This is a genomic window from Legionella cherrii (assembly GCF_900635815.1).
Lineage (GTDB): Bacteria > Pseudomonadota > Gammaproteobacteria > Legionellales > Legionellaceae > Legionella > Legionella cherrii.
The window spans coordinates 2,813,741-2,838,819 of the sequence record NZ_LR134173.1 but is presented as its reverse complement, the minus strand read 5'-3'; the positions used below and the strand labels follow the sequence as shown (position 1 = coordinate 2,838,819).

Sequence of the window (25,079 nt, the reverse complement as noted above, 5' to 3'; positions counted from 1 at the left end):
GATGAACTAAACTTATAGGTAGCATCATTTGAGGAGTTGTTATAATGCAAGCTGAAAAATATTCAATAGATATGGATGAAGAACAACAAAAAACGGATGATCAAGAGGCTGGTGACGTTATCAAAAAGTTACTTAGGCTAATTGGAGAAAATCCAGAGAGAGAAGGTTTAGTAGATACGCCAAGAAGGGTCGTAGATAGCTGGAAAGAATTATATGGGGGGTATTCTATTGATCCGGCAAAAGTTTTGAGCACTTGTTTTTCAAATAAAAAACAATACAACCAACTTGTATTACTTCGTGATATTGAAATGTTTTCGATGTGCGAACATCATATGCTGCCATTTTATGGTCGTGTGCATATAGGTTATATCCCTGATAATAAAGTAGTTGGATTATCAAAATTAGCTAGGATAGTGGAATGTTTTTCGCGCCGACTCCAGATCCAAGAGCAATTGACTGTAGAAATTGCAGAGGCGATACACACTCATTTAAAACCCAAAGGGGTTGGGGTAATGATTGAGTGCCAACATTTATGTATGGTTGCTCGTGGTGTAAATAAACAAAATCCTTATATGGTGACCTCTCATTTTATGGGTATTTTAGAAACTGAATCAGAACGTAGAAAAGAGTTTAATGAACAGATAACAAGAAAGTTATAGATTGATAAATGCGTTTATTTTTCATCGAAACGGAACACTAAAATCACTATATAGGAAAGGTAATGGGAAAAAAAACAAGTAAATTAATTTTGATTACTGGAGGAAGGATTGGTCTTGGCAAAGCATTAGCAGAAAGCCTAATCAAGGAAAATGCTACAGTTATCGTTACCTCAAGGCAGGCACAGTTTCAAGAAAATATGAGATTGACTCCAGGAGAAATTCATTTACAACAATTGGATGTCACACAGGAAAGCTCTGTATTACGCCTGTTTTCTTGGCTTAAATCCATGAATTATCCCTTAGATGTACTGGTAAATAATGCAGGTTTTGGTATTTTCAATTCTATTGAAAATACGTCAACTGCGGAATGGGATTTAATAATCAAAACCAATTTAACGGGTGCCTTTTTATGCTCTAAAGAAGCTTACCGTATCATGAAAGAGCATCATGGGGGGCGTATTATTAATATTGGTTCTATAGCCAATAAAGTCGGATTAAATAATAATTTAGCTTATGGTGCCTCTAAGTGGGGGCTAAAGGGTTTATCTATAAATTTAGGTGAAGAAGGAAAACATTTTCACATACGGGTTACTCATGTCACATTAGGTGCAACTTATACAGAAATCTGGAACGATCGACCAGGCTTTTCAAAAAGTGATATGTTGGATCCCGAGCTAGTGGCCCGATGTCTATCCCAGCTGGTGTTCTTACCTTTAGAAATTGCGGTTAATGAAATTGAAATATTGCCGGAAAAAGGAGTTTTATAATGAAATCTAATAAACGGCGTATTGCTTTAGTGACTGGCGCTGGTGCTGGAATTGGAGCTGCTATTGCACAAAAAATTATTGAAACAACAGATCATTTAATTTTATTGGATCTTAATCTTGAACCAATAGTTTCGCTTGCTCAAGTACTACAGCTGAAACATAATAAAATCATTCAAGCTTATCAATGCGATGTAGGGAATGGTGTACTCGTAGAAGATGTTCTAAATCAGCTAAAAGAGGCAGGAAACCTTCCCAACATTATTGTAAATAATGCGGGGTTTGGTGGTCCTTTTCATACTGTCGATCAAGTGACTGATACAGAGTGGGATAGGGTGATTAATACGAATCTGAGAAGTATTTTTCATTTTGCTCGTTACTTATTGCCCGAAATGAAAAAACAATCATATGGAAGAATAGTTAATATTGCTTCCATACAAGGTTTTTTGGGTGCTGCCTTATCTTCTACATATGTTGCAAGCAAACACGGTGTTATTGGTTATACGAAAGCAATTGCAGCTGAATGGGGTGAGCATGGTATTAGTTGTAATGCAATTTGTCCTGGTTACGTTAATACACGGATGGGAGTACAAGATACGGCGATTATTAACCATATGGAGAAAGTAATTCATTTAACTCCTGCAAGACGCATTGGTACCCCTCAAGAAATAGCTGAACTTGTGAATTATTTGATTAGTGATGAAGCGGCGTTTATTAATGGAGCCAGCATTACTATCGATGGTGGTTTGAGCTGTCATGTAGGCGTCTCATGAGTTGATATTACAGAAATTTAGAACTCAATGTATTGTGACTGACTGAACATTTCCAAATATAAAAAATAAGAAAATTAAATTTGTTCAGCCCCCTTTTATTTTTTGAAGAAATATGTCATCTATCATGACGCATATTAAAAAAAGTTGATGCAGGTTGGAAAATAAGTAAGTTGTTAGCCACCTTAAATAGGTTTATACAACTTATTTGTAATAACGAAATATAATAAGGAGAAGGATAAAGATATGAGCCCTAAAAAATATAGTGTTCAAGAAACACAAGATGTTAATCTCAAAATAAATCAACAAGAATTTGAAGTAAAAGGAGTCTGCAAAAACTCTTTATTTACTAGTTCAAGTCTTCACAAGCATAAAAGGAAACAACCCTCATGACTGAGAACAATAATCAAAGACAAACACGCTCAAACGAAGAGCTAATTCAATTCAGAAAAGAACACTTTTTACCTACCGCTGGTTTTTACCATAAAGAGCCAATACAGCTTGTCAAAGCACAGGGAACTTATGTATGGGACTCTGAAGGAACACGTTACCTTGATGCAATAGGTGGAATTGTTTGCATCTCAGCAGGACATAATCATCCTAAGATCAAAAAAGCACTTATTGAAGCAATTGAAGATGATGTAATTCAACACACCAGTCTTCTGTATTTAAATCAGGCACCCGTCGAAACCGCAGAACGTTTGCTTGAAGAAGCACCTAATGGTATGGACAGGGTATCCTTTACCAATTCTGGCTCAGAGGCGAATGAACTTGCCTTAATGGCAGCACGTCACGCAACCGGAGAAACGATGGTGGTGAATGTGCGTCACTCTTATCATGGCGGTACTTCTGCTGCGCTCGCCTCATGTGGGCATTCAATTTGGAGATTCAGGGGGCAGCCAGTTACCGGAGTAACATCTGCTGTGGAACCTTATTGCTACCGCTGTCCATTTAAACAAAAGCCTGACAGTTGCGATCTGGCCTGTGCAAAAAATGTTGAAACAACCATTCAAAATTCGACGCATGGAAAAATAGCTGCTTTTATATTGGAGCCCGTGATGGGGGTAGGAGGCTTTATTACTCCTCCTGATGACTATTTTACCGAGGTCGCCCGTATTGTTCATAACTATGGTGGCAAATACATCAGTGATGAAGTACAAACTGGAGCAGGACGTGGGGGGGGCGATCTGTTATTGACCAAAACTTTGAATATTGATGCCGATATGGTAACCATGGCTAAAGGGTTAGGTAACGGCGCGGCAGTTGGGGCAGTACTTATGAAAACTGAGGTTGCGGAAACTATGACTGGCAAAACGTATTTTAATACGTTTGCAGGTGACCCATTGCAAATGATCCAAACTAAGCTCACACTGGAAATCATTAAAGAAGAGCAGCTTGTTGAAAATGCGCGTATTATGGGGGATATCCTCAAGGATGGTTTCCAACAATTACAAAAAAAACATCCTCTGATTGGAGATGTTCGAGGGCGCGGCTTGCTTTTAGGGATTGAACTGGTCAAAGATCCTATAACAAAAACTCCAGCATCTGAAGAAGCATTTCAGTTAATGGACCTATGTAAGGATAAAGGGTTGTTAGTTGGAAAAGGTGGGCAGTTCGGTAATGTCTTCCGAATAGCACCGCCGTTGACCATTAATCAGGAGCAAGTGAATTTTATACTTGAAACACTTGATCAATCTCTATCAGATTTAGCGCGATTGTATACTCTATAAAAACCAATGTTGGGTCAAAAGATCCAACTATCTTATTCAAATTCTAGTTTGGATGATGGTAAGGTTGTAACCCGGGGCTGGATAAAAAATTATGTTTTAATTAAAAGAGGGAGTCTGCTCATTTTTTTTATCCATCATCCGAACTGATAAAAATAAGCTTTCATCAGGTAATTTGGTTCAGTTATGCTGTCAATTCGATTATGCCTCTATAGAAGCCATAGCGCTGGGTGATTTTCTATCTATTTTTCTTGTAAAAACAACAAGCGAACAGGTTGTTCGCTATTTGGTCTATAATAATTTTAATCGTTTTTTAAAATTTTTGAACATCATGACCTATAACTTTTTTAATAAAGAAGCGTTTGGGATTTCTAAAGAAGATAAACTGAAAAGATTTTTTAATAAATTCCCGGAAAATGAATTTTGGCGGTTTTTTGTGGAGAGGATTCGCTATGATTTTCGGCAGCAATTATATCGAAAATTGTTTGCCAAAATGAGTGCTATCCCTGAGGAGAAAGCTGAGGAGATTCCTGTTTCTATAATTGCAGATTTTGTAAGAGATCTCACTATAGGAGATGTATACCAACTCGCAGAACAATTAGGCGATCACGAGGCTTTAACGGGTCTAAACAATTTATTGCATGTTCAAGATAGAAAAGGTGAACGTATTGTCCCCCTTTTTAACAAACATCAAGGTTGGTTAGGATTCGAAGACAATGAACCAGGCTATTTATTAAATGTGACCAACGGACTTTGCTTCGCTATCGCGCATATGTTATCTGGTAAACCTTTTACACTGGGTTTTCTTAAAGAACTACATAAAACCTGTACTAAGGATGTACATCAAATGCTGGATCAAACCCCAGGGGAATTTCGAAGTAGGGGCGCCTCATGGCAAATGGATCTTAAAACTGATTCTCTAGAGGGATTAATCGAAACGATTGATTACTTAAAATCTGTAGAGGCAAAAATGGGGACGTCTGGCCTTGATATTTCAATACAAACTAAGGATGGTGTCGAATTCATTTCAAGTTTTTGTAATGAGGATACTCATTCTTTAGCTGATAAAATATGGTCGAATTTGAAGGCGGGTGCGGTGATTTATTATAACGCTCGAGAAGAAAATAAGATCGACAGTAATTCTTTTTTAGATGAAGTTTGTTCTGCTCATATTCAACAACTCGAAGAAGCATTAGAGAATGCTGTAACAAAACAAGAGAAGTTGACTGCTTTATTTACCTATTTAAAACACGATGTATTGCATCATCCTTTTCAAGATGGGGTAGGTCGTACCTATTCAATGGTTTTATTGCAATATTTATTAATGCGTGACAATTTTTTACCGGTTTTATTTCTTAATTCAAATATAATTCCAGGTTATTCCGTAAAAGAGCTTGTAGATGAGTATTTACGAGCAGAGAAAGAAATGGAACGAATTTTAGATTTTCCCCAATATATTTCAAGTGAGGAAATGGCAACACCTAACGTGGATACAGAAATGCTTTTATCAACCGCAAGTGCGGAGGAGAAAGATATTTTTATAAAAGCGTTAACTCAATTTAAGGAAATAAAAAGGTGCTATTTAGATTGGAATAATTCACAAGCCAATGAGACTCCCGCATTTCAGAATACCAAAGTTTAAATAGAGATAGAAATATTTTCACGTATTTATCCTATTGCCATGATCCTCCAATCCGTTGATTCCCTAGAAATAGAAAAGTTTCTGAATGGGACTATGCAGCATTGATATTGGTTGCGTTAAGGACTCAACTTATGCGTGCTTAGACTGTTTAGGACCGTTTTTTTTGATTTTTTTTGCGAATGGTTTTTTATTGAATTTACTGGGTGCTGAAGTTGTCTTCGTTTTAGCTGGGAAATTATTTTTAGTTTTAGAAGAGGCATTGGTTTGGGGGACATTGTGTTTGGGCTCAAAATCTTCGATTTCAATACGGTTTAATTTGTGCTGAATCAGTTTTTCTATAGCTTGTAATTGATTGACTTCATCAGCGCTTACTAAAGAAATGGCCAGTCCTGAAGCGCCAGCGCGGCCTGTTCGACCAATACGGTGGACGTAATCTTCAGCAACTTGGGGTAAATCAAAATTAACTACACAAGGCAATTGATCAATATCAATACCGCGGGCAGCAATGTCTGTAGCCACTAAAATATGTAATTCACCTGATTTAAATTCTGCTAAAGTCTTAGTCCGTTGGGATTGAGATTTATTGCCATGGATCGCTGCCGCATGAATTTGTGCGTCGGCTAGTTGTTTCACTAATTTATTTGCGCCGTGCTTGGTTTTTGAAAACACTAAGGTCTGACCCCATTTATTTTTATGAATTAAGTGGCTCAATAAAGCCGCTTTTTGACTTTTATCCACTGGATGTACTGTTTGTTTGATTTTCACTACGGTTGTGTTTCGAGGAGTAACATCAATTTCAACAGGGTGATTCAGAATGGTTTTTACCAGATTTCGAATTTCATCAGAAAACGTGGCTGAGAACATGAGGTTTTGCCGGTTTTTAGGCAGCAAATTTATGATTCGTTTCATGTCGTGAATAAAGCCCATATCCAGCATTCTATCGGCTTCATCAAGAACTAGAGTATCAATTTCATCAAACTGTATGGCGCGTTGCTGATGTAAATCCAATAAACGTCCTGGCGTCGCGACTAACAGTTCCACGCCCGAACGTAACCTCATCATTTGGGGGTTGATTTTTACTCCACCAAAAACTACTGTAGAACGAAGTGATAGATAGCGTCCATATTGCAGTATACTTTCATGTACTTGACTGGCTAATTCACGTGTTGGAGTTAGAATGAGGATTCGAGTTCTATTACTTTTAGCCCGTGGTTTTGAGCTCAGTTTTTGCAAAAGAGGTAATACGAAACTCGCCGTTTTACCTGTTCCTGTTTGTGCCGAAGCAAGAACGTCTTTACCTGATAATATCTGTGGGATCGCTTGAGTTTGAATAGGAGAGGGTTCTTTATAGCCTAACTCATCAATGGATTGAAGTAAGGGCTCGATTAAACCTAGTGACTTAAAACTCATGTAGTTTCCTTTATTTATGGATGACTGCGAACAGGAGAAAATGGCATTGATTATAATGCTCAACGTGCTTATTTAATTGGCAATTGTACCACGAATATCAAAAAAATAGGTTAAAAGAGTCGCTTTTAATGCGCTTTACCTACAAATAACACGCCTCGCTGCAAGCAATCAGGCTAATTCAGTTGAAAAATTATTGTCGATTTGCGGGAATTGCACAAGCTAGGCTGGACTGTCAGTCCAACCTTCTTGGATTATTTTTTGTATACTGAAAAGTAAGCGCTATTCGCTGTATGATGTTCTGTAATATCCTCCAGATGATGGTCGCTGGTATGCTCAGCAATTTTCATCATTGCTTCATTTTGTAGGGTAGCCATTTTCTTATGTGTTGCTTTTTCAAAAGTTTTTACCTTTTCAGGTTCTGGCTGAGTAAAAAAAAGCCCTTGTCGCTGTCCCTGCGCTAAGACTTTTGCAGCCTTTCTAATTTCTACAAAATCCTTAGCGCCTTCGTTAATTATCTTAGGTAAAGACGGCGAGCTAGGAGTTCCTCCTAAACGCTCCGCTATGGCTATAGAATTAATCGGGTCACTCATTATACTTTCAAAATTTAATTGATTAAATTTATTCCCATTGGCTAAACATATTGCTGCACTAGCCATAGTTTTGATGTATTTCAACCGGGCTATTACCTTATGAAGATTAGGTAGGTCTAAGAGTTTCGCCGCTTGCATTATGTCGAATAACTTAATCAAAGAGTCGTCCGTTAACTCTGCTTTACACACTGCAGCAACAATTGAATTAGAAGATCGTTTCACTTTCCCTTTATAGGAGTCTGTTTTACCATGGGGGTTGTGCAAGAGTGAGTTTTTATGTAAATACTCAATAGCCCTTGCTGCGTTATTCGCACTTTGGGGATATTTCATGATTCCATCATGGGCTGCGCGTGCCGTATAATCTATACGGTGAAATTGAACCAAGGCCTGCGCTAATTCAACAGCATATTCCGGATGAGAGCAAATAGCCTTGCGTGTTTGTTCATTGAAACACTTTTCTTTTCTAAGTTCTGCTATCGCTGCAGCGACTCGATTAGGATATTTAGTGGCGAAAACCAAATCCATATCCTCTTTTAAGTGTTCCTCTAAAAGACCCACGGCTTGGACTAGAGCAATACTTTCGTTAGAACGGGTAAATATTATTTCTAATATTATTGGAAGTAACTCGGGTTCGATGTTCATGTTCATCAACAAACGTGTAGCACGCTCTAAATCAACCCCATTGATATTGACACTAAAAATATATTTTAAATAATGATCGAGTTCCCAACCTGCGCTTTTAAAGTTCTTGATAATCGCATCTGCTCGAGAACATTTATCGAGTATGTCATCAACGGCAAATAAAGTATTTAAGCTTTCTTGCGTATTTGGGAGAAGCGCCAAAACTTTATAAAAATAATAGGGGTTTTGTAATTTCAGGACCGCAATAACATTATCGCGATGGAATAATTGTGAGTCAGTCCTACTCAATACGTCTAATACTTTTTTTATATGAAGCAGTTGTTTTACTTTACTTAATAATGGAACAACATCATCCATGTTTATTCCATAACGATTGAGGAGGTTGATTAATTCAAAATACAGAGCAGCATTTTCAGAGAGTGCACATTGTTCAAAATATTTGAACGTCTCCACTAATCGTTGCTGATCTGCTATTTTTTCTGCAGCTTGAAGCAGGATCGTCAAAGTAGAAGGAGAAAGTTTACTGCTAATAGAGATTAATAGAGGGGCTAACTGTTTGGCATGAGTATGATTTTTTTCAAGAAATGCTAGATTTTCACCTGATAATTGCTTCTGTTTATTTAAACTTTCTAATATTTCATAACCACCTAAGTACTGAACAAGTTCTCTAAAAATTTGACTGCTTTCTGAATCTCCATTCCTATCATTTTACCTAACAGAATGACCGCTAATTCTAGAAGCAATGGTGGGGATAAAGTATGTACTCCTTGAAGTTTGCTATTATAAAATTCGCGTAGTGCTTTAATATGTGGCTCATCTTTGAGTACTCTAAAAAGCCCTTTGTTTTGATCATAGAGATCCAGTTTACTTTTTATAATTTCTGCTTTCATTTTCAATTCCTTATGTTTTAACTCCTGTTTCATCTAAAATAATAATACTGCAGCGACAAACAAATAAATAGAAAAAAAGAGAGGCAAATGGGGCGGGGCATGATTTTGCTGCTGTAGAAATTGATCTTGTCTTTTATGCCAAGCTTATTACTAAAATGCCGATGAAAATTAACAGCCCACCAATGATGACTGAAAGATTCACATGAACTTGGTTAAATAAAAACCAGGTGAAAATAACAGTAAATATGGGGTAAGTTAATTCGACGATACCCGCAATCGTCGCATTTTTAAGACTGATGGAGGTCGCTATAAAATAACTGGCGACGAGTACGATTGCTATCTCGGCTACAGTTAATAATAATAAACCAGAGTCTGTTGTCAAAAGTTCAACATCTTTTTTCATCGTAGTGAAAAAAGAAATGCAGGTAAACAATACAGCACCTATTGTCATTTCCAGTGCCAATAGTGTAGTGGGTGAAATACTATTCAATATTTTTTCAGCTAGAGCGTAATTAAAACCCCATAAAATGGCAGCAAAAATAGCAAATGTGAACCACATAACGTACTCCGAGGAATAGTTTTTCCTTTTGTATTTTTAAAGAGGTCGTGCTTTTGAAAGCAATTTGGAACTCTAAAAAGAATGAACATTATACCATCAAATAGACTAAAATTCAATCTGAGCGTCGGGTGACGCGACAAAATCAGACTTTATAAGTTGCCTCGATAAGAGCGCATCTCGAGAGAGCATCAGTGCTTCATTCCATAAAACTGGGTTATTTTCTTTTTGCAGGAATTCAAGAAATTATTGATAAACGCCTTTAAATTTAGAACATCCTGATGGGGTTGTGTGGTATCAAAATCGACATTATGTAGCATGTAAAGCACAAAAATGTAATTCTGCCTTCATTCTTAAAGTGGTCAAAGCAGGTTTTGAGCCAGCGATTGTCGAGTTTAATGGAGTACTGACCAGCAGGACTAACTAACACTTTTGCTGCAATGCTCTAACGCAATGTGCAGCAAAGGTATAAAGTCTAATATAAAATGCACCTACGCATTGAGGCCTGTTTCTGATTCGAGGACTCTGCCTTTTCCTCGCCCTTTTCATCAGCAGCATAAAATCCATGTTGGCTTCGCCCCGGATTGCTTAGTCCTGTTTGTGCGTTGATGGCTATCGACCCTGCGGGCTGATCGGGCTGAGTTTCCTCTGCTTTCTCCGCTTCTTTTTCCCCTTCCTGTGCTTCAAATTCTGTAGCCTCTAAAGATTGACTCACTGTAAAAGGAGTTTCATCAAGGCCAAGCTCCCGACAAACCGACTGGACTCGTTCCGTTACCTCAGTCGGCACATGTTCCTTCTGATATAAGTCGGGGTTTCTGGCAAAGTACTCAGCAACAATATCCACTAAGGCCTTTGGATATTCAGGATGGATAGACAACTTTGCATACTCATCACGGGAGGAAGTAGGTCTTAGCAACAACCCTTTAACGTGCTTCGCAAAATTAAAGTACACGGGCCCCTCACCCTCAATGGTGTTGTATAGAGTCGGCTCTCCACCATCATAGTGGTTTAAATTTAAGGTCATCCCCTTGGGAATAAGGTGCTTATGCTCGGAAAAAAAACCTTTTGTGAACTCCAGAGTGTGATGATGACTATCAAATACATCAAAGATAATTTCTTCACCGGGATGCTGGGCTGCGGCATCAACAGCGGCTTTTTGCAGTTGCGCGAAAAGTAGGGCTGTTTTGTCATAATCAAAGGGGGAGGTTGGATGGTCTTCGCAGTCAGGATTGACCATATAATTCCCGTTTTTTACTTCTGCCAAAGCTTTATTGAATGCAGTTCCATAAGTTAAATCATTATCTAGATCAGCTAAGAGAAAGGGATCAAAGACAATACCCAAATCGTGACACACAGTCTCAATTGCGGAAAAAGCTGAGCCTTTGAATCGAAGGTAAGAGCCGGCACTGGCCACATCGACCTCATAAGATTGCCTATTGGAATATATAAAGGCATAGACAGAGGCGAACGATTTGTTTTGCTCCCTCAAGGTGTCGAGAAAGGCTTTATTATGCACTAAAACGGCATTACCCAAATGCTTTGTATAATTTTCATGATCCGCTTGTACATAATTTAAATTAAATAGCCCGTTGTCAATAGCTAGAGAAATATAGCGTATTGTCATATGAATTTCCTTTTGAAAGTTAAGTGGTGATTTAGGGAGCTCATTCTAACCAACAACAATTAAGGAATTATTAAATTTATGAGCTATTTGTATATTGCATAATCGATCCAGGGTGAAATGGAAGAAACTTAAGGTGTCTACTGCTTTGGATTAACCCTTTTAAAGGAGCTGAGTTTAATTGAAGTTAGCATCCCTGGGGTTGTACCAAAAAGGCCAATAGGGGAGGCCTTATTGGGTTCCTTACTTGTTCACAACCGTTAATCTGTATGGGATGGGAGAGGATTCGCATTTATTCCATGATCGTAATTTAACTCAAAGTACCAAGTTTTTAATGGATTTATTTTTTCTCTATAAAGCCATGTAAGAATAGTCTGTAAATGCTAAGCCAACAAGAAATAATCTAAGTTTAACTCTTCTATATAGACATACCACTGAATAGTTCGATAGCATAAAGATGAGTTTGAGTTATAGTAGTTAGCATATCAAAGATTATCTTTTGTTGAGTTGCTAAATTGGGAAGAAATTGACCTGCCTTTATAAGGGTATCTTCTAAATTAGCCGTACCCCTATATATCTTTTGTAGGTACAAATAAGATTCATGCAAATCATTAATTTCTTTTTCAGTATATTTATTCGATTGAGCAAGCCAATCTTTAAAGTCCAGGAAAATTTTATCTTTTCCAGCCTTACCAGGTATTCTGAAGTAATCACATTCTAGCAATTTGAGTAAAATTCCTAGGTCTTCCTCATTGGAAATGATCTTCATTAAGGCACCAATTTGCTTTACACACAGGCTTTCAATGATGTCTTTTTGTGCACTGTTAGCCATATCACGGTTTAAGTCATATGTAATTTTGGACTTCTCTTCGAAACGCACAACATCTTCTAAATCCGCTCTATCCGAACTTCCTATCAATCCCGTGTTAAATAAAAAATCCATAATATTTCGTATTTCTTCACGTTTATAAGATGTAATTATAGATGGACCGTCAGCCCTATTCGCATGAAATTCAAATTGATTGTCGTTTAATAAATTCAATAGCTCCATCATATTTTGTAACCCATCTGAACTTAATTCAATTTGGATGCTTGCCGACCCTGAAAAAATGTTTTTTTGATATGATGATGAATGGATATATATGGCCTTTATAGGAGAGTTAGCTTTTACTTCGTGCCTCATTTATTGCCTCTAATTGTGTATGTACGCGGTTAAATGCTGAAATTGTTTATATATTATCTTTTATTTTCAAGCAATAAATAAGTATGACTCTAATTAGTCAGGACTGTGTAATGTGTAAGCAGAAATTTCAGTTTGCTTTAAGACCATTAGATTATATATAAATTTAAATTTGAGTTAGATTGTTAATTAATTTGGCAAATCTTCTCATGCGACATTACTTGTAATGAGCGGCTTTTGTTGAAAGTTTGTGCGCTCTATGTTTCATGCTTACTTTCTTTGAGCATTAACAAAAAAACCTTTTTAATTCTGAGTGTCTGTAAATAATTGGTTTGAAATTAAGAAAGTCTACGATTTTTCAAACATCTCAACAGGCAATAAGTTTATTATACCGCTTTTCTTACTAACAAAGTTATAAAAAAAGGCTACATGACTTTCTCCGTTCATGTCTAAATCAAAAGAGAATATAGAGTAGGTGAGGTGCTCTTTACGTGATTGAAGGACAGGGCTTATTATTTCCACCCAATTTGAGCCTAATTAGGCATGTATTGATGGTTACTGTTTTATTTTATTATAAATTCGGTTTGCACCCTGATCGCACCATTGTGCCCGCGAGAATTGCTAGTAACCCATTGATTCTACTGGCGTCCCGGAGAGGATTTGAACCTCCGACCTGCCCCTTAGGAGGGGGCTGCGCTATCCAGCTGTGCCACCGGGACGTTGATTGAGTCGTAAGTCTACCGTTATCCTTGTAAAATAACAACTTCCTGAGCAATCAATGTGTCTTGTTGATTTTGCCGTACATCGAAATGACTTAATTATGAGCATCTTGAGTGTTTCCTATGGTATACTTTGATGACCCTTAATTTTGAGCATATATAGTGGACGCTTTAGATTTAAAATATCCATTTAATTCGGCATGGAATTTTTTATGGCAAGTCATTAAACCTTATCGATGGTGGTATGTTTTAATGTTTCAGGCGCCGGTGCTCACTGCGATTTATATTTTTGCTAATAATTATTCCTTTAAGCTTTTAGTTGATGCGTTTTCTAACGAAACAATCAGTTCATATGACCAACTGGTGTTTCCTATTGTGTTGTTTATCACGGCACAAATCGTGTTGGATGTTGTGTGGCGTATTAGTGATTTCGCTGAGTGGAAGGCTGAGCCACATGCCAGGCAAAGATTATTATCCTCTGCATACAATTACGTGCAGCACCATTCTTATAACTATTTTCAAAATACACCTAGTGGTACCGTAATTAGTAAACTGAAAGGACTATTGGATGGATATGATAGCGTTTTTGCTAATCTCCATCATATTGTGGGGAAACATTTTTGTGTGGTCATTGTTTCTGTTTTTGTCCTGCTGGTTGTCAATTTCAATGTGTTTTGTTTTATGCTGGCCTGGTGTGTGTTGGTTATGGTCATCATGCTTCCTATGGCACTCAAATTGAATCGACTCTCTAATGATGTGGCTGAAAGTAAGCACCAAATCATTGGCTCTTTTTCAGATAATATTACCAATATCTTCTCGCTGTTTTATTTTGCCAAACGACGAGCCGAACATCGACGGGTGAATGAACTGATGTCGGAAGATTTTGTTCCGCGACAAATTGCACTTTATCAATACGATTTTAAATTTAATATGGTTGGCTCAGTACTCTATTGGTTCATGCTAATAGCTGTTTTTCTATTTATGATCTATCTACGGACACATGGCGAGATTTCCACTGGAGATTTCCTGTTTGTCATGCTCACAGCCATTACCATTTCTTTTGATTTATGGGCTCTGATGAGCAGTCTTTGTACTTTTTTAAAAGAAATAGGGGATTTCAAATCGTCTTTTAGCATTTTATCGATGCCGCATGATGAGGTTGATGAACCGGGCGCACAAGCCTATCCGATTCACCAGGGTAAAATTGAGTTTCGGCAGCTTTCTTTTGCCTACAGCGAACGAAGCTCGGTATTTCAAAATCTAAATCTATTAATCAAACCAGGGGAGAAGATTGGGTTGGTTGGCCATTCTGGAGCAGGCAAGTCAACACTGATTTCTTTGTTATTAAAAAATTTTAAGCCTACTTCAGGGCAAATTTTAATCGATGATAAGCCGATTTCAGAGATTACATCTGATTCTTTGCGTCAACAAATAGCGCTTATTCCACAAGACATTATGCTTTTTCATCGAACCCTAGGAGAGAATATTGGCTATGCAAAAGAAAATGCTACGCTTGAAGAGATTAAGCATGCAGCTGCAATGGCGAAGATAGATGATTTTATTGAATCATTGCCGGAACAATATGATACATTGGTAGGTGAGCGTGGTGTGAAGCTTTCTGGAGGACAGCGCCAGCGTATTGCAATTGCACGTGCCTTTTTAAAAAATGCATCGCTTGTTGTTTTGGATGAAGCGACTTCAAGTCTGGATACGCTCTCAGAACAAGAAGTGCAACAATCAATTAATGCCATGCTCGAGCAAAATAATGCCACAGTCATCGCCATTGCACATCGGTTGTCGACCATTCGACATATGGATCGAATAGTCGTGATGGAGGGTGGGGCAATTATTGAAGAAGGGACTTTTAATGAACTTTTAAATAATGAACAAAGTTATTTCAAAAAGCTTTGGGACAGTCAAGTAAATGGGATGGTTTTATAACATAAAATGACTTAATAAAGGCGTAACCGTGTACAGTTTTTACGATTACGCCTTTTTATTCAGTGTTCTATTGATCGGAGTTTTTGATTTTAGTCTGCATAACAATAGATATCGCTTCCACCAGGAATACCTGTTTGGAATACGACTGCATTGACACCGACAATATCTCTTTTTTCTTTTAAACAACGGTAGCCTGGATAAGTGTAATAATAATCTCCTTCAGGCAACGTGACTCCTTTCTCAACGGTATAAGTATGAGCTTGTTCATCTACAGTAATGGGCACGCTCTGCCAAGTTTTTGTTTGGGTGACGATGACACTTTCATCTGCCAAAGCCGCTGTAGAGAATGCGAGCAGCAGTGCTGTTAATAATACGCTTTTCATTTCGTATCCCTCCTTCCCCCATTTATCCAAAGAATTATCTCTATTTAAATATATCTAATTAATTATAGTAAAAATAAGTATAAATCTCGATCAATAGAGCTAAATTAAGGGGTTTTTGAAGTGAAACAAAAGGGCGTAATGGGGGATCTCCAGTATGTTCTATGAGCATCATGATAAAAATAGAATGCTCAAAATTAGGAGATCCAGCCAAAGACCCTTCGAATTGATTACAATCTACTGATTTTAAAAGTGCCCATGTCGAGTAGCATCATGTCCATGTCTATTTCCATCATGCCCATGTGTATTTGTGCTACCATGTACATGAACGGTACCTTCAGAGGCAGGATGCCCATGGGAGTTGGTGCTACCGATGTAAACGTTACTACTCGTATCATAATTAGGAAAAGTATAATCGGGGGTAGGAGTATAAAAACTATAATTTCCATAACTTCTGTACCCAGGAGTTGCGGTCGTTCTTACCGTAGTATAGGTATTACTGTTACAACCGAATAAAAAAGGTAATACAAAAACAAGTCCAATCGCAACAAGTGCAAATGGAAATACAGCTGGTGCAAATATAAAAGTTGATGTAAGGAGCGTTTTCGCGGCGATTGCAGTTGTGGCTGTTGCAGCAGATTTTAATGTCACTGCAGCAATAATTCCTGCTGTCACTATCGCTGCAGCAGTGAGTGCAGCCATACATTTAAGTAAAAAGCTATAATTGGTATTGTCTTCCTTTTTCTTGGCCATAGGTCACCTCCTGTGTTTTAGTCGATAAAAATAAACTATTTTTTGAGTGCAATTGTCGAAATTGCATTTTCGACACGTTAAGATTCTACTATAGGGAAGAAAAATATCATCTTAATTTTTTTACTTGTGCTAGCTAGATGAGCATTTTGTTTGTCATTTATGATTAGACGAACGATTTAGGTATTGTCTTAGCCGGGGTGAAGCGTAGTGGAACCCGGGCTTCAGTTCTTCAGACTTACACCCAGGCAACTGTACTTGAATAACTTAAATTCTGGAAATCCAATTTCATAAGAAGAAAAATGCCAATAATGCATTGGCATTAAACTTTTTTGAGGCCTGGATTAGACGGTTCTTCGTCATTATTTTCCGCCTTTCCCTCAATTTTTTTACCAACAATAATGTGATGGAAGTGTTTATGTGCTAATTCCCTCTCATCTTTAAAGAGCAAATAATGACTTCCCTTTTTAATGCTATCAACCTCTGTTTGAATTGATTTTTTGAGATTTTCAAGCTGGTCCCTTGGATTTTGATCATCCTGCATTTGTTTTATTGTATCTAATTGCTGAGAAAATTTGTTGGCAAGATCAAGGTAATGAATGTTGTCATGCAATAAGCCTTTCGTCAAAGGAAAATCAGCAAGTAGTTTCGTAATCCATCCAATGAATGGCGTTCTTGTTGAAAATTTAATAAGCTCATCCTCTTTGAGTGTTTCGACATAGGATTCGATGGATTTTTGTAAACGCTCTATTTCTATACGTAAATCATGACCCATAGTGATTAAATCTAAAATTTGTCCAGAACTGGCCGCCTTGAGATCCTCTTCGCTAATCTTTGTTATACCAGAGACAGCCTGACTAGCGGATGCTATTTTACTGGTTACATGCGATTCAAAATGTTCTTTAAATCGTTTAAAACGCGCGTTTTCATCGACACCCATTACCCAAGGAACATAAGCCAATGGGTTAAGCCGAGCATGCATAAAGCCTTGGAGAAAAGCAGGAGTATAATTATTAATTCCCTCGGTAATTTGATCCTTCTTTGATTTTTTTCCCTTGGCGAATGACTCTGCTTGGTCCCATATTTCTTTGGCTTGTGCACCATAGTCCCTGTGCAGAGTATCCGCAAAGCCAGCAAAAGTTGCATCGGAATATTCAGTAGTATTCGTTATAAATTCTTTTAATTTTTTGTAGAAATATAAAGTCTCTAGTTTTGCTTCTGCGTCTTCCAGCTGCGTTTTGATTTTTTTGGTATTATCTAGTGCAGTATTGTGTAATTTCTCATGAGATTCTTCCTCAATATTAAAAAGCTCGGCAATTAACTGATGCGCAAAATCTTGATATTGTTCAGCTAAGCTTTTGGGTTTAAATAAATCACTTCCTAGTTCGTTCGGTGGAGGAAAGAGTTCATTGAAGTTTTTTAGGGCGGATTCGGCAATTTTTGTATTATTAGAACAATAGTCTTTAATTTTTGCCCTTAAGGCTTCTGCCTCTTTTGCAACCCCGGGCTTATTTTGTTCTATGCCTGGTTTTCCTACAGCACCGTTTTGAATGGTGGCATTTTTTGATTGAATATGTTGAAACCGACATTGGGAGCGATAATACACTACGGCAAGTAGTAAACTTTTTTCATCAGTGATTTTTGGAACGTAATGCTGCTCGTCATCTGAGGACTTCTTCTGTAATGGCTCACCTAGTTTTTTTGAAGCAGTAGCTATCCTACCTGCAATACCTGCGGCACTAAGGAGACTTATTGATTCGATCGTGGACCCAAGACTTGCCATTGCATGGACGGCTTCCAAAGGAGTCAAGTCTGCATTCACATTTACAGTGTTAGCAGGAGTTAAGGCATCGGGATAGCTAGCCCCATATTTTTTTGCAACCTCTCGGGTCTCCTTGTCTAGTTCTGTCCACCATTCAGTTAATGTCAGTGACATAACATTTCTCCAATAGCAAAACTTCTTTCTGTACATAATTTTATCATGTGAATATTATGTGAACATTAAGTGTATAAAAACCACTATTTGCAAACAAATTCTTGGGATTTATCTTTGATTAATATATGTTAGTTGCGATTATTTTGGGGAAGCAGAAGGAAAAAATAAATCCGCGTTACTTGATTAAATGAGGAGTCGGAAGAATATTAAATCGGTATATAAATTTAGGGCTTGTTTGCAACACTGCAAACAAGCCCTACTTGAAGTTATTTGGGGTTCTGGAAAAGAGACTCTTATTCATCATCCCAGCTGAGAGTACCGCCTGCTTGATACTCAATGACGCGAGTTTCAAAAAAGTTTTTCTCTTTTTTCAGATCCATCATTTCACTCATCCAAGGGAATGGGTTTTCAGCTCCAGGGTACTGCTCTGGGAGTCCGATTTGATTTAAACGGCGGTTAGCAATGAAGTGTAAGTATTCTTCGAACATTTCTGCGTTCATTCCTAAAATGCCTTGAGGCATGGTGTCCTTGGCATATTGATACTCCAGCGCCACACCTTGGCGAATCAATTGAATCATTTCTTCTTTAAATTCAGGTGTCCACAAATGGGGGTTCTCAATTTTAATTTGGTTGATGACATCAATACCAAAATTCATATGCATGGATTCATCACGTAAAATATATTGGAACTGCTCTGAAGTGCCTACCATTTTATTTCGACGTCCCATGGAGAGGATTTGCGTGAAGCCAACATAGAAAAAGATCCCTTCAAAGATTACATAGAAGGCAATTAAATCGCGCAAGAGGCGCTGATCATTCTCTACAGTACCGGTATGGAATGTTTCATCACCCAAGCTTTGAGTAAAGGGTAATGCCCAAGCTGCTTTAGTTGCTACGGATGGGATTTCACGATACATATTAAAGACTTCTGCCTCATCAAGTCCTAGACTTTCAATAACGTACTGGTACGCATGAGTATGCAATGCCTCTTCAAAGGCCTGACGTAACAAATATTGTCTGCATTCCGGATTGGTAATGTGTCGATAAACAGCGAGTACTAGATTATTGGCAACCAATGAATCTGCTGTTGAGAAAAATCCCAAATTACGTTTGATAATTAAACGCTCGGCTTCTGTAAGTCCATTAGGATCTTTCCAGAGCGCTACGTCAGCGCTCATATTGATTTCATTAGGCATCCAATGGTTTGCACAAGCGGTTAAGTACTTGTCCCAAGCCCATCTATATTTAAAAGGAACGAGCTGGTTTAAGTCTGCCCGGCAGTTAATGATACGTTTATCATCAACGTGAATACGTGCAGCTCCCATTTCAAGAGGCTCATATCCTGTTGCACCAGTATGAATTATATCGTGATGTTGTATATTTTCTGACATTTAAATTCTCCTGATTATTGGCACGCTTCACAGTCTGGATCGAGAATGGAGCATACCTTAGGTTCCTCTGCTATTATTTTAACTGCATTGAGTGCACCATCAGTTACAGTAGATTTCTCCGCATTGGATGCTCCTAAGCTGCGTAAGTAATAAGTAGTTTTTAATCCACGTATCCACGCATGCATGTAGAGTTGATCCAGTTTCTTACCCGATGGCTGAGCCATATAGATATTTAACGATTGCGCCTGATCAATCCATTTTTGACGACGAGAAGCTGCATCAACTAACCAAATAGGATCAATTTCAAATGAAGTGGCATAACGTTGTTTCAATTCAGCAGGAATACGGCTGATTGGTTGCACACTACCATTAAAGTATTTCAAATCATTGACCATCACTTCATCCCAAAGATTCAATGCTTTCAAATCCGCAACCAAATAAGGATTGACTACAGTGAATTCGCCTGACAAATTGGATTTGACATACAAGTTTTGATACGTAGGCTCAATGGATTGTGATACACCACAAATATTGGAAATTGTAGCGGTAGGTGCTATGGCCATCACATTGGAGTTACGCATTCCTTGTGTGCGAACTTTAATACGTAAACTTTCCCAATCCAATCGTTGTGAACGATCTTGTTCTAAATATTTGTTACGTGCTTGCTGTAACAAGTTAATTGAATCAATTGGCAGTATGCCTTTACTCCATAGAGAACCTTCGTAACTGGAGTAACTACCTCGTTCTTTAGCCAGATCACAAGAAGCCTCAATAGCATAATAACTGATTAATTCCATGGATGAGTCAGCAAATTCGACTGCCTCAGGGGAAGCATAATCAATTTTTAACTCATACAATGCATCTTGAAAACCCATAAGGCCTAAACCAATAGGTCTATGTTTCAAGTTGGAATTACGTGCTTGCGGTACGGAATAGTAGTTAATATCAATCACATTATCCAACATACGAATAGCTGTTCTAATAGTGCGTTTTAACTTTTCAGTATCCAGTTTGCCCTTTTTGATATGAGCAGGAAGATTGATACTGCCTAGATTACATACAGCAATCTCTTCTTCAGAGGTATTCAATGTAATCTCAGTACACAAATTAGAACTATGAACTACACCTGCATGTTGTTGTGGAGAACGCAAATTGCAAGGATCTTTAAAGGTCATCCATGGATGGCCAGTTTCAAAAAGCATGGACAGCATTTTACGCCACAGTTTCACTGCAGATAAAGTTTTTGCATTCTTGATGAGACCTTGACGTGCTTTTTCTTCATACTCACGATAGAGTGTTTCAAAAGCTTTACCATATTGATCGTGTAAATTAGGCACTTCATCAGGTGAAAATAAAGTCCAATCCCCATTTTCACGTACACGCATCATAAATAAATCAGGTATCCACAATGCAGTATTCATATCGTGTGTACGACGTCGATCGTCCCCAGTATTTTTTCTTAACTCAAGGAACTCCTCTACGTCTTTATGCCAGCACTCCAGATAAGCACAGACTGCTCCTTTACGTTTACCTCCTTGGTTTACTGCAACTGCGGTTGCATCAGCAACATTCAGGAAGGGGACTACACCTTGTGATTTTCCGTTGGTGCCTTTGATATGTGAACCCATTGCACGTACGGGAGTCCAGTCATTACCCAAACCACCCGCATATTTGGAAAGTAAGGCATTATCTTTAATGGCGCTGTATATACCATCCAAATGATCAGGAACAGTGGTCAAGTAGCAACTGGATAATTGGGGTCTAATTGTCCCTGAGTTAAACAGAGTCGGTGTTGAAGACATGTAATCAAAAGAAGACAGCAATTGATAAAACTCAATGGCTTTATCATCTTTATTTTGCTCACGCAGAGCCAGTCCCATAGCAACACGCATAAAGAATGCCTGAGGCAACTCATAACGTATGCCATGATCATGGATGAAGTAACGGTCATATAAGGTTTGTAAACTTAAATAGCTAAACTTCATATCACGCTCAGGCAACAGCGCCTTGCCGAGTTTTTCTAAATCAAAATCGGCCATTTTTACATCCAGCATTCCTTGTTTGATACCATGAGCAATATAGACTTTGAAGTATGATGGATAAAGTTTGATCATCTCATCAAAGGTTGCATCCGCTTGGATTTCTAATTTAGCTAGTGCTTCCATACGCAAGCTGTCTAATAACAAACGAGCACTGACATAAGTGTAGTTGGGCTCTTTTTCAACCAATGTACGTGCAGCCATAATCAACGCTTTGTGCACGTCCTCAAATTTCGCTTGGTTGTAAAGATTACGCATTGCCTCTTTAATCACAGGTTCTGCCTGAACATGCTCTAAATTACGGCATGCTTCATTAACAATCGTGTTCATGCGCTCAGTATCCAATGGCTTTAATTCACCATCGGGCATCGTAATTAATAAAATTTTGTTGTCACTGGCTTGTTGTTTTAATTCATTTTCACGTGCCCTACGGTGTTCTTCGCGGTACAACACATAAGCGCGAGCAACTTTGTAGTGACCACTACGCATGAGTGCTAACTCTACTTGATCCTGAATGTCCTCAATATGAACTGCACCACCGCTGGGCAAGCGGCGTTTAAACACTTGAGTTATTTGACGGGTAAGTTCTTCAATTTGTTGATGAATACGATCTGACGTTGGTGCTGTACCGCCTTCGTCGGCAATGAATGCCTTAGTGATTGCAACTTTAATTTTCGTATCATCATAATTTACTACTTTACCATTGCGTTTAATGGTTTTTAATAAACCAGGGGCATTAGCAGTCAATTCCAGTTGACTCGTTTGCGGCACATCATTTACCGGATCAAGAATTGCGGACATTTTTCCTCCACGCATTTATTATTATTTTATTATTAACAGGCAGTTAAATTTATTCACTATTAATCAGATTATAGCACAATATATTGGGTTGTTCTCGGTACAAAATAACAAGATAATGTGTTTTGGCATAATGGTCAAGAGAATAATATGGGAGTATTTTGTGGATAACTTGTGGGTTTGTGCACAATTGTTCTTTATTGACGAGTCGTAGCCTGGTTGCTTGCAATCAGGATTTACTAAAATGTATTCCCATACAAAAATATATCGAATAGATCCTACGTTTTCTGCTTTAGCTAGGACATCCCCTCTCCCGCTTGAGAGAGAGGGGTAGGGGGAGGGTTCATTAGCGGTAATCCAATACCCTCGTCCGCCCTGACGGTCACCTTATTTTCTCCCTCTGTTATCCTGAGCATAGCGAGGGCTAACAGGAGAAGGGGGGAAAGTGAAATTGAATGAACCTGAGCTATGTCTTTTTTACAATAATTGCGTCACTGACATTAGAAAAGCCATGAACATTTAGTAGGAATGAACCAATATGGGCATAAAGTTGGCTTGAACTCCCTCCGTCGAGATTAATCGCATCAACACATGATAAGGGTTGTGATCTCAGTAATTGAGCGAGCTTATTCGTAGTCATTGCAGCATTAGTTGAAACCAAAATAATGACTCTTCCATCCGCAGTAATCCCAAGAGCCGAACGGTCAGCGATACCTGGTTTTAGGGATGGAATTTTTCCTTTAACTAATAATCGAGGTCCGCTTTGAATGGCGAAATCAATATGATTGTCGTGCTTAAAATGGTTTAAACTGGAAATATGAGCTTGATTATTTCTTACATAAAAAATTCCCCACAAACTGATTCGTTTTAAGGGATTTATCAATTTTTTATTATTGATCCTAAGCCCAAGCGGGTTAAACTCGTGATCAAAAAAACCGCCATTAATGCTCAATAGCGCTTTGCTGTGTTCAGCAAATTGATCTACGGAGGCATTTTTTAATGATAGTTTTTTTGCATTGACCAAGGCCAGTTTATTTTTATTGAGATCAATACGGAATGCATAAATATGCGACCAGGGCGAAAGAATGCCTCCTGAAAGATCCTGATATTCAATACCGGGACTTAATTTACGCCAGTACCCTTCAGCATAAGATGAACTAAGTGGTGTAAAGACGATGCAAAGCAGAAATAATAAATGGAACAAATATGATTTGTTTGCAGGATAAACATTGGTTTGTGAAGACATGTTATTGTATCCTTATGTACATCATTCAATACCACGGAATCTCTTATGCAAATTAAAACGCAACATAACAATAGTGATATACAGAAGTCAACAACAGATTTAACTCATTTGATGAATGATGTACTCGAACTGGCCAAAAAAGAAGGTGCAACGGATGCGATGGTCGCAGTAAATAATGATAAAGGTTTTTCAGTTGATGTTCGTATGGGGGAAGTTGAAACAGTTGCATTTAGTGAAGATAAGGGTGTTGGTTTGACCGTTTACATTGGTCAACGTAAAGGTGGGGCAAGCAGCACCGATACCTCTCCTGCCGCTTTGGAGGCGATGGTAAAAGCTGCATGCGACATCGCGCGAGTGAGTGCCGAAGACCCTTGTTTTGGACTGGCCGACAAAGAGCTGATGTCTAAAAATCATCCGGATTTGAATTTATTTCATCCCTGGGATATCGATCCTCAACAAGCAATTGATATGGCTTTAAAATGCGAGAAGTATGCATTATCACTGGATAAACGAATAACGAATTCAGATGGAGTGAATGTATCTTCATACGAATCACATCATGGATTTGCCAATACCTATGGTGGGTCTGGATTTATTCACAGTACACGTCACAGTTTAAGTTGTTCTTTAATCGCAAAGGATGGCGAGGAAATGCAACGTGATTATGACTATACAACGGCTCGTAATGCACGTGAATTAACAGACCCTCACATCATTGCTAAAAATGCAGTGGATCGTGCAATTAGCCGTTTGGGGGCCCAGCAGATTGCAACCCAAGTAACCCCTGTTATTTTTTCATCGCGTATTTCTAGCGGTTTATTTTCAACTTTTATCAATGCAATTAGTGGTTCAAATCTTTATAGAAAAAACACATTCTTACTCGATTCTATAGGACAGCAAGTGTTCCCAGAGTTTATTCGTATTTATGAACAGCCTCACTTATTAGGTGCTTTGGGTAGTTCCTCTTTTGATAGTGAAGGAGTTCCAACACGACCTAACCTCCTTGTTGAAAAAGGCCGTGTGATGCAATATGTATTAGGCAGTTATTCTGCTCGAAGAATGGGATTAAAAACTACAGCAAATGCTGATGGGGTTCATAATTTAACGATTGATCCTACAGCAGGTGATCTTGCCGATTTATTAAAAATAATGGGCAAGGGATTATTAGTCACTGAATTGATGGGGCAAGGAATAAATATTGTAACGGGTGATTATTCTCGCGGTGCCAGCGGCTATTGGGTTGAAGAGGGTGAAATCCAATACCCAGTTGATGAAATAACTATTGCAGGGAATTTAAAAGATATGTTCAAAGCCATTCTTGCAGTGGGCAACGATATTAACCCCAATATTGCAACACGATGTGGCTCTGTATTAATTGAAAAAATGATGATTGCAGGGAAGTAAAAGGAAATTCAGATCCTTGCGTTA

At 38.2% G+C, this 25,079-nt stretch carries 19 protein-coding genes and 1 tRNA gene; 7 read left to right on the top strand and 13 right to left on the bottom strand.

Annotation, left to right across the window (positions count from 1 at the left end):
- Positions 1-44 precede the first annotated feature (44 nt).
- The 5 genes from folE (at position 45) to EL022_RS12010 (ending at position 5,562) form a co-directional block, all read left to right on the top strand.
- On the top strand, positions 45-659 hold the full coding sequence (gene folE, locus EL022_RS12030) for a GTP cyclohydrolase I FolE (protein WP_237761299.1): 615 nt from the start codon (positions 45-47) through the stop codon (positions 657-659).
- Positions 660-721: 62 nt separating this feature from the next.
- Entirely contained in the window at positions 722-1,426 is a 705-nt protein-coding gene (locus EL022_RS12025; protein ID WP_035900435.1) for an SDR family oxidoreductase, read from the top strand.
- Positions 1,426-2,196 carry an SDR family NAD(P)-dependent oxidoreductase gene (locus EL022_RS12020; protein WP_035900436.1) on the top strand — a complete coding sequence of 257 codons (771 nt, stop codon included), beginning with the start codon at positions 1,426-1,428 and terminating at the stop codon, positions 2,194-2,196. The genes EL022_RS12025 and EL022_RS12020 overlap by 1 nt, the downstream gene beginning before the upstream one ends.
- A 386-nt stretch (positions 2,197-2,582) precedes the next feature.
- Entirely contained in the window at positions 2,583-3,923 is a 1,341-nt protein-coding gene (locus EL022_RS12015; RefSeq protein ID WP_028380336.1) for an aspartate aminotransferase family protein, read from the top strand.
- 172 nt (positions 3,924-4,095) lie between these two features.
- The gene (locus EL022_RS12010) at positions 4,096-5,562 is read left to right on the top strand and encodes a hypothetical protein (RefSeq protein WP_035900438.1); all 1,467 of its coding nucleotides are present in this window, start codon (positions 4,096-4,098) and stop codon (positions 5,560-5,562) included.
- Between the two features lie 129 nt (positions 5,563-5,691).
- On the opposite strand, the gene EL022_RS12005 is transcribed toward EL022_RS12010, so the two are convergent.
- The 7 genes from EL022_RS12005 to EL022_RS11975 all read right to left on the bottom strand — a co-directional run bounded on the left by EL022_RS12005 (position 5,692) and on the right by EL022_RS11975 (position 13,170).
- A complete protein-coding gene (locus tag EL022_RS12005; protein ID WP_028380337.1) occupies positions 5,692-6,972 on the bottom strand; it encodes a DEAD/DEAH box helicase in 1,281 nt (426 codons plus the stop codon).
- A 251-nt stretch (positions 6,973-7,223) separates the two neighbouring features.
- Positions 7,224-8,561, bottom strand: coding sequence for a hypothetical protein (locus EL022_RS12000; protein WP_126325205.1), 1,338 nt, complete (start codon positions 8,559-8,561; stop codon positions 7,224-7,226).
- 290 nt (positions 8,562-8,851) lie between these two features.
- Positions 8,852-9,094 (bottom strand): hypothetical protein, encoded by a 243-nt coding sequence (locus tag EL022_RS11995; protein WP_126325203.1) that lies wholly within the window; start codon positions 9,092-9,094, stop codon positions 8,852-8,854.
- A gap of 133 nt (positions 9,095-9,227) precedes the next feature.
- Entirely contained in the window at positions 9,228-9,653 is a 426-nt protein-coding gene (locus EL022_RS11990; RefSeq protein ID WP_028380339.1) for a DMT family transporter, read from the bottom strand.
- A 472-nt stretch (positions 9,654-10,125) separates the two neighbouring features.
- Complete coding sequence (locus EL022_RS11985; protein ID WP_051544411.1) at positions 10,126-11,274, bottom strand: hypothetical protein; 1,149 nt, start codon at positions 11,272-11,274, stop codon at positions 10,126-10,128.
- A 415-nt stretch (positions 11,275-11,689) separates the two neighbouring features.
- Entirely contained in the window at positions 11,690-12,454 is a 765-nt protein-coding gene (locus EL022_RS11980) for a hypothetical protein (protein WP_028380340.1), read from the bottom strand.
- A 639-nt stretch (positions 12,455-13,093) separates the two neighbouring features.
- Positions 13,094-13,170, bottom strand: a tRNA-Arg gene (locus tag EL022_RS11975).
- A 162-nt stretch (positions 13,171-13,332) separates the two neighbouring features.
- Here EL022_RS11975 and EL022_RS11970 point away from each other — a divergent pair.
- Positions 13,333-15,111 (top strand): ABC transporter ATP-binding protein, encoded by a 1,779-nt coding sequence (locus tag EL022_RS11970; protein ID WP_028380341.1) that lies wholly within the window; start codon positions 13,333-13,335, stop codon positions 15,109-15,111.
- An 89-nt stretch (positions 15,112-15,200) separates the two neighbouring features.
- Here the strand turns inward: EL022_RS11970 and EL022_RS11965 are convergent, their stop codons facing one another.
- From EL022_RS11965 to EL022_RS11940, 6 genes are all read right to left on the bottom strand, one after another.
- Entirely contained in the window at positions 15,201-15,494 is a 294-nt protein-coding gene (locus tag EL022_RS11965; RefSeq protein WP_028380342.1) for a hypothetical protein, read from the bottom strand.
- Positions 15,495-15,737: 243 nt separating this feature from the next.
- Positions 15,738-16,244 carry a hypothetical protein gene (locus EL022_RS11960; protein ID WP_028380343.1) on the bottom strand — a complete coding sequence of 169 codons (507 nt, stop codon included), beginning with the start codon at positions 16,242-16,244 and terminating at the stop codon, positions 15,738-15,740.
- A gap of 319 nt (positions 16,245-16,563) precedes the next feature.
- Positions 16,564-18,177: a hypothetical protein gene (locus EL022_RS11955; RefSeq protein ID WP_051544412.1), complete on the bottom strand. Its 1,614-nt coding sequence runs from the start codon at positions 18,175-18,177 to the stop codon at positions 16,564-16,566.
- A gap of 293 nt (positions 18,178-18,470) precedes the next feature.
- Positions 18,471-19,568 carry a ribonucleotide-diphosphate reductase subunit beta gene (locus EL022_RS11950; RefSeq protein WP_028380344.1) on the bottom strand — a complete coding sequence of 366 codons (1,098 nt, stop codon included), beginning with the start codon at positions 19,566-19,568 and terminating at the stop codon, positions 18,471-18,473.
- Between the two features lie 14 nt (positions 19,569-19,582).
- On the bottom strand, positions 19,583-22,408 hold the full coding sequence (locus tag EL022_RS11945) for a ribonucleoside-diphosphate reductase subunit alpha (protein WP_028380345.1): 2,826 nt from the start codon (positions 22,406-22,408) through the stop codon (positions 19,583-19,585).
- Between the two features lie 463 nt (positions 22,409-22,871).
- Positions 22,872-23,651 (bottom strand): phosphodiester glycosidase family protein, encoded by a 780-nt coding sequence (locus tag EL022_RS11940; protein ID WP_028380346.1) that lies wholly within the window; start codon positions 23,649-23,651, stop codon positions 22,872-22,874.
- Between the two features lie 45 nt (positions 23,652-23,696).
- Between EL022_RS11940 and pmbA the strand changes: the two genes are divergently transcribed.
- Complete coding sequence (gene pmbA / locus EL022_RS11935; protein ID WP_028380347.1) at positions 23,697-25,055, top strand: metalloprotease PmbA; 1,359 nt, start codon at positions 23,697-23,699, stop codon at positions 25,053-25,055.
- The last annotated feature ends 24 nt before the right edge of the window (positions 25,056-25,079 follow it).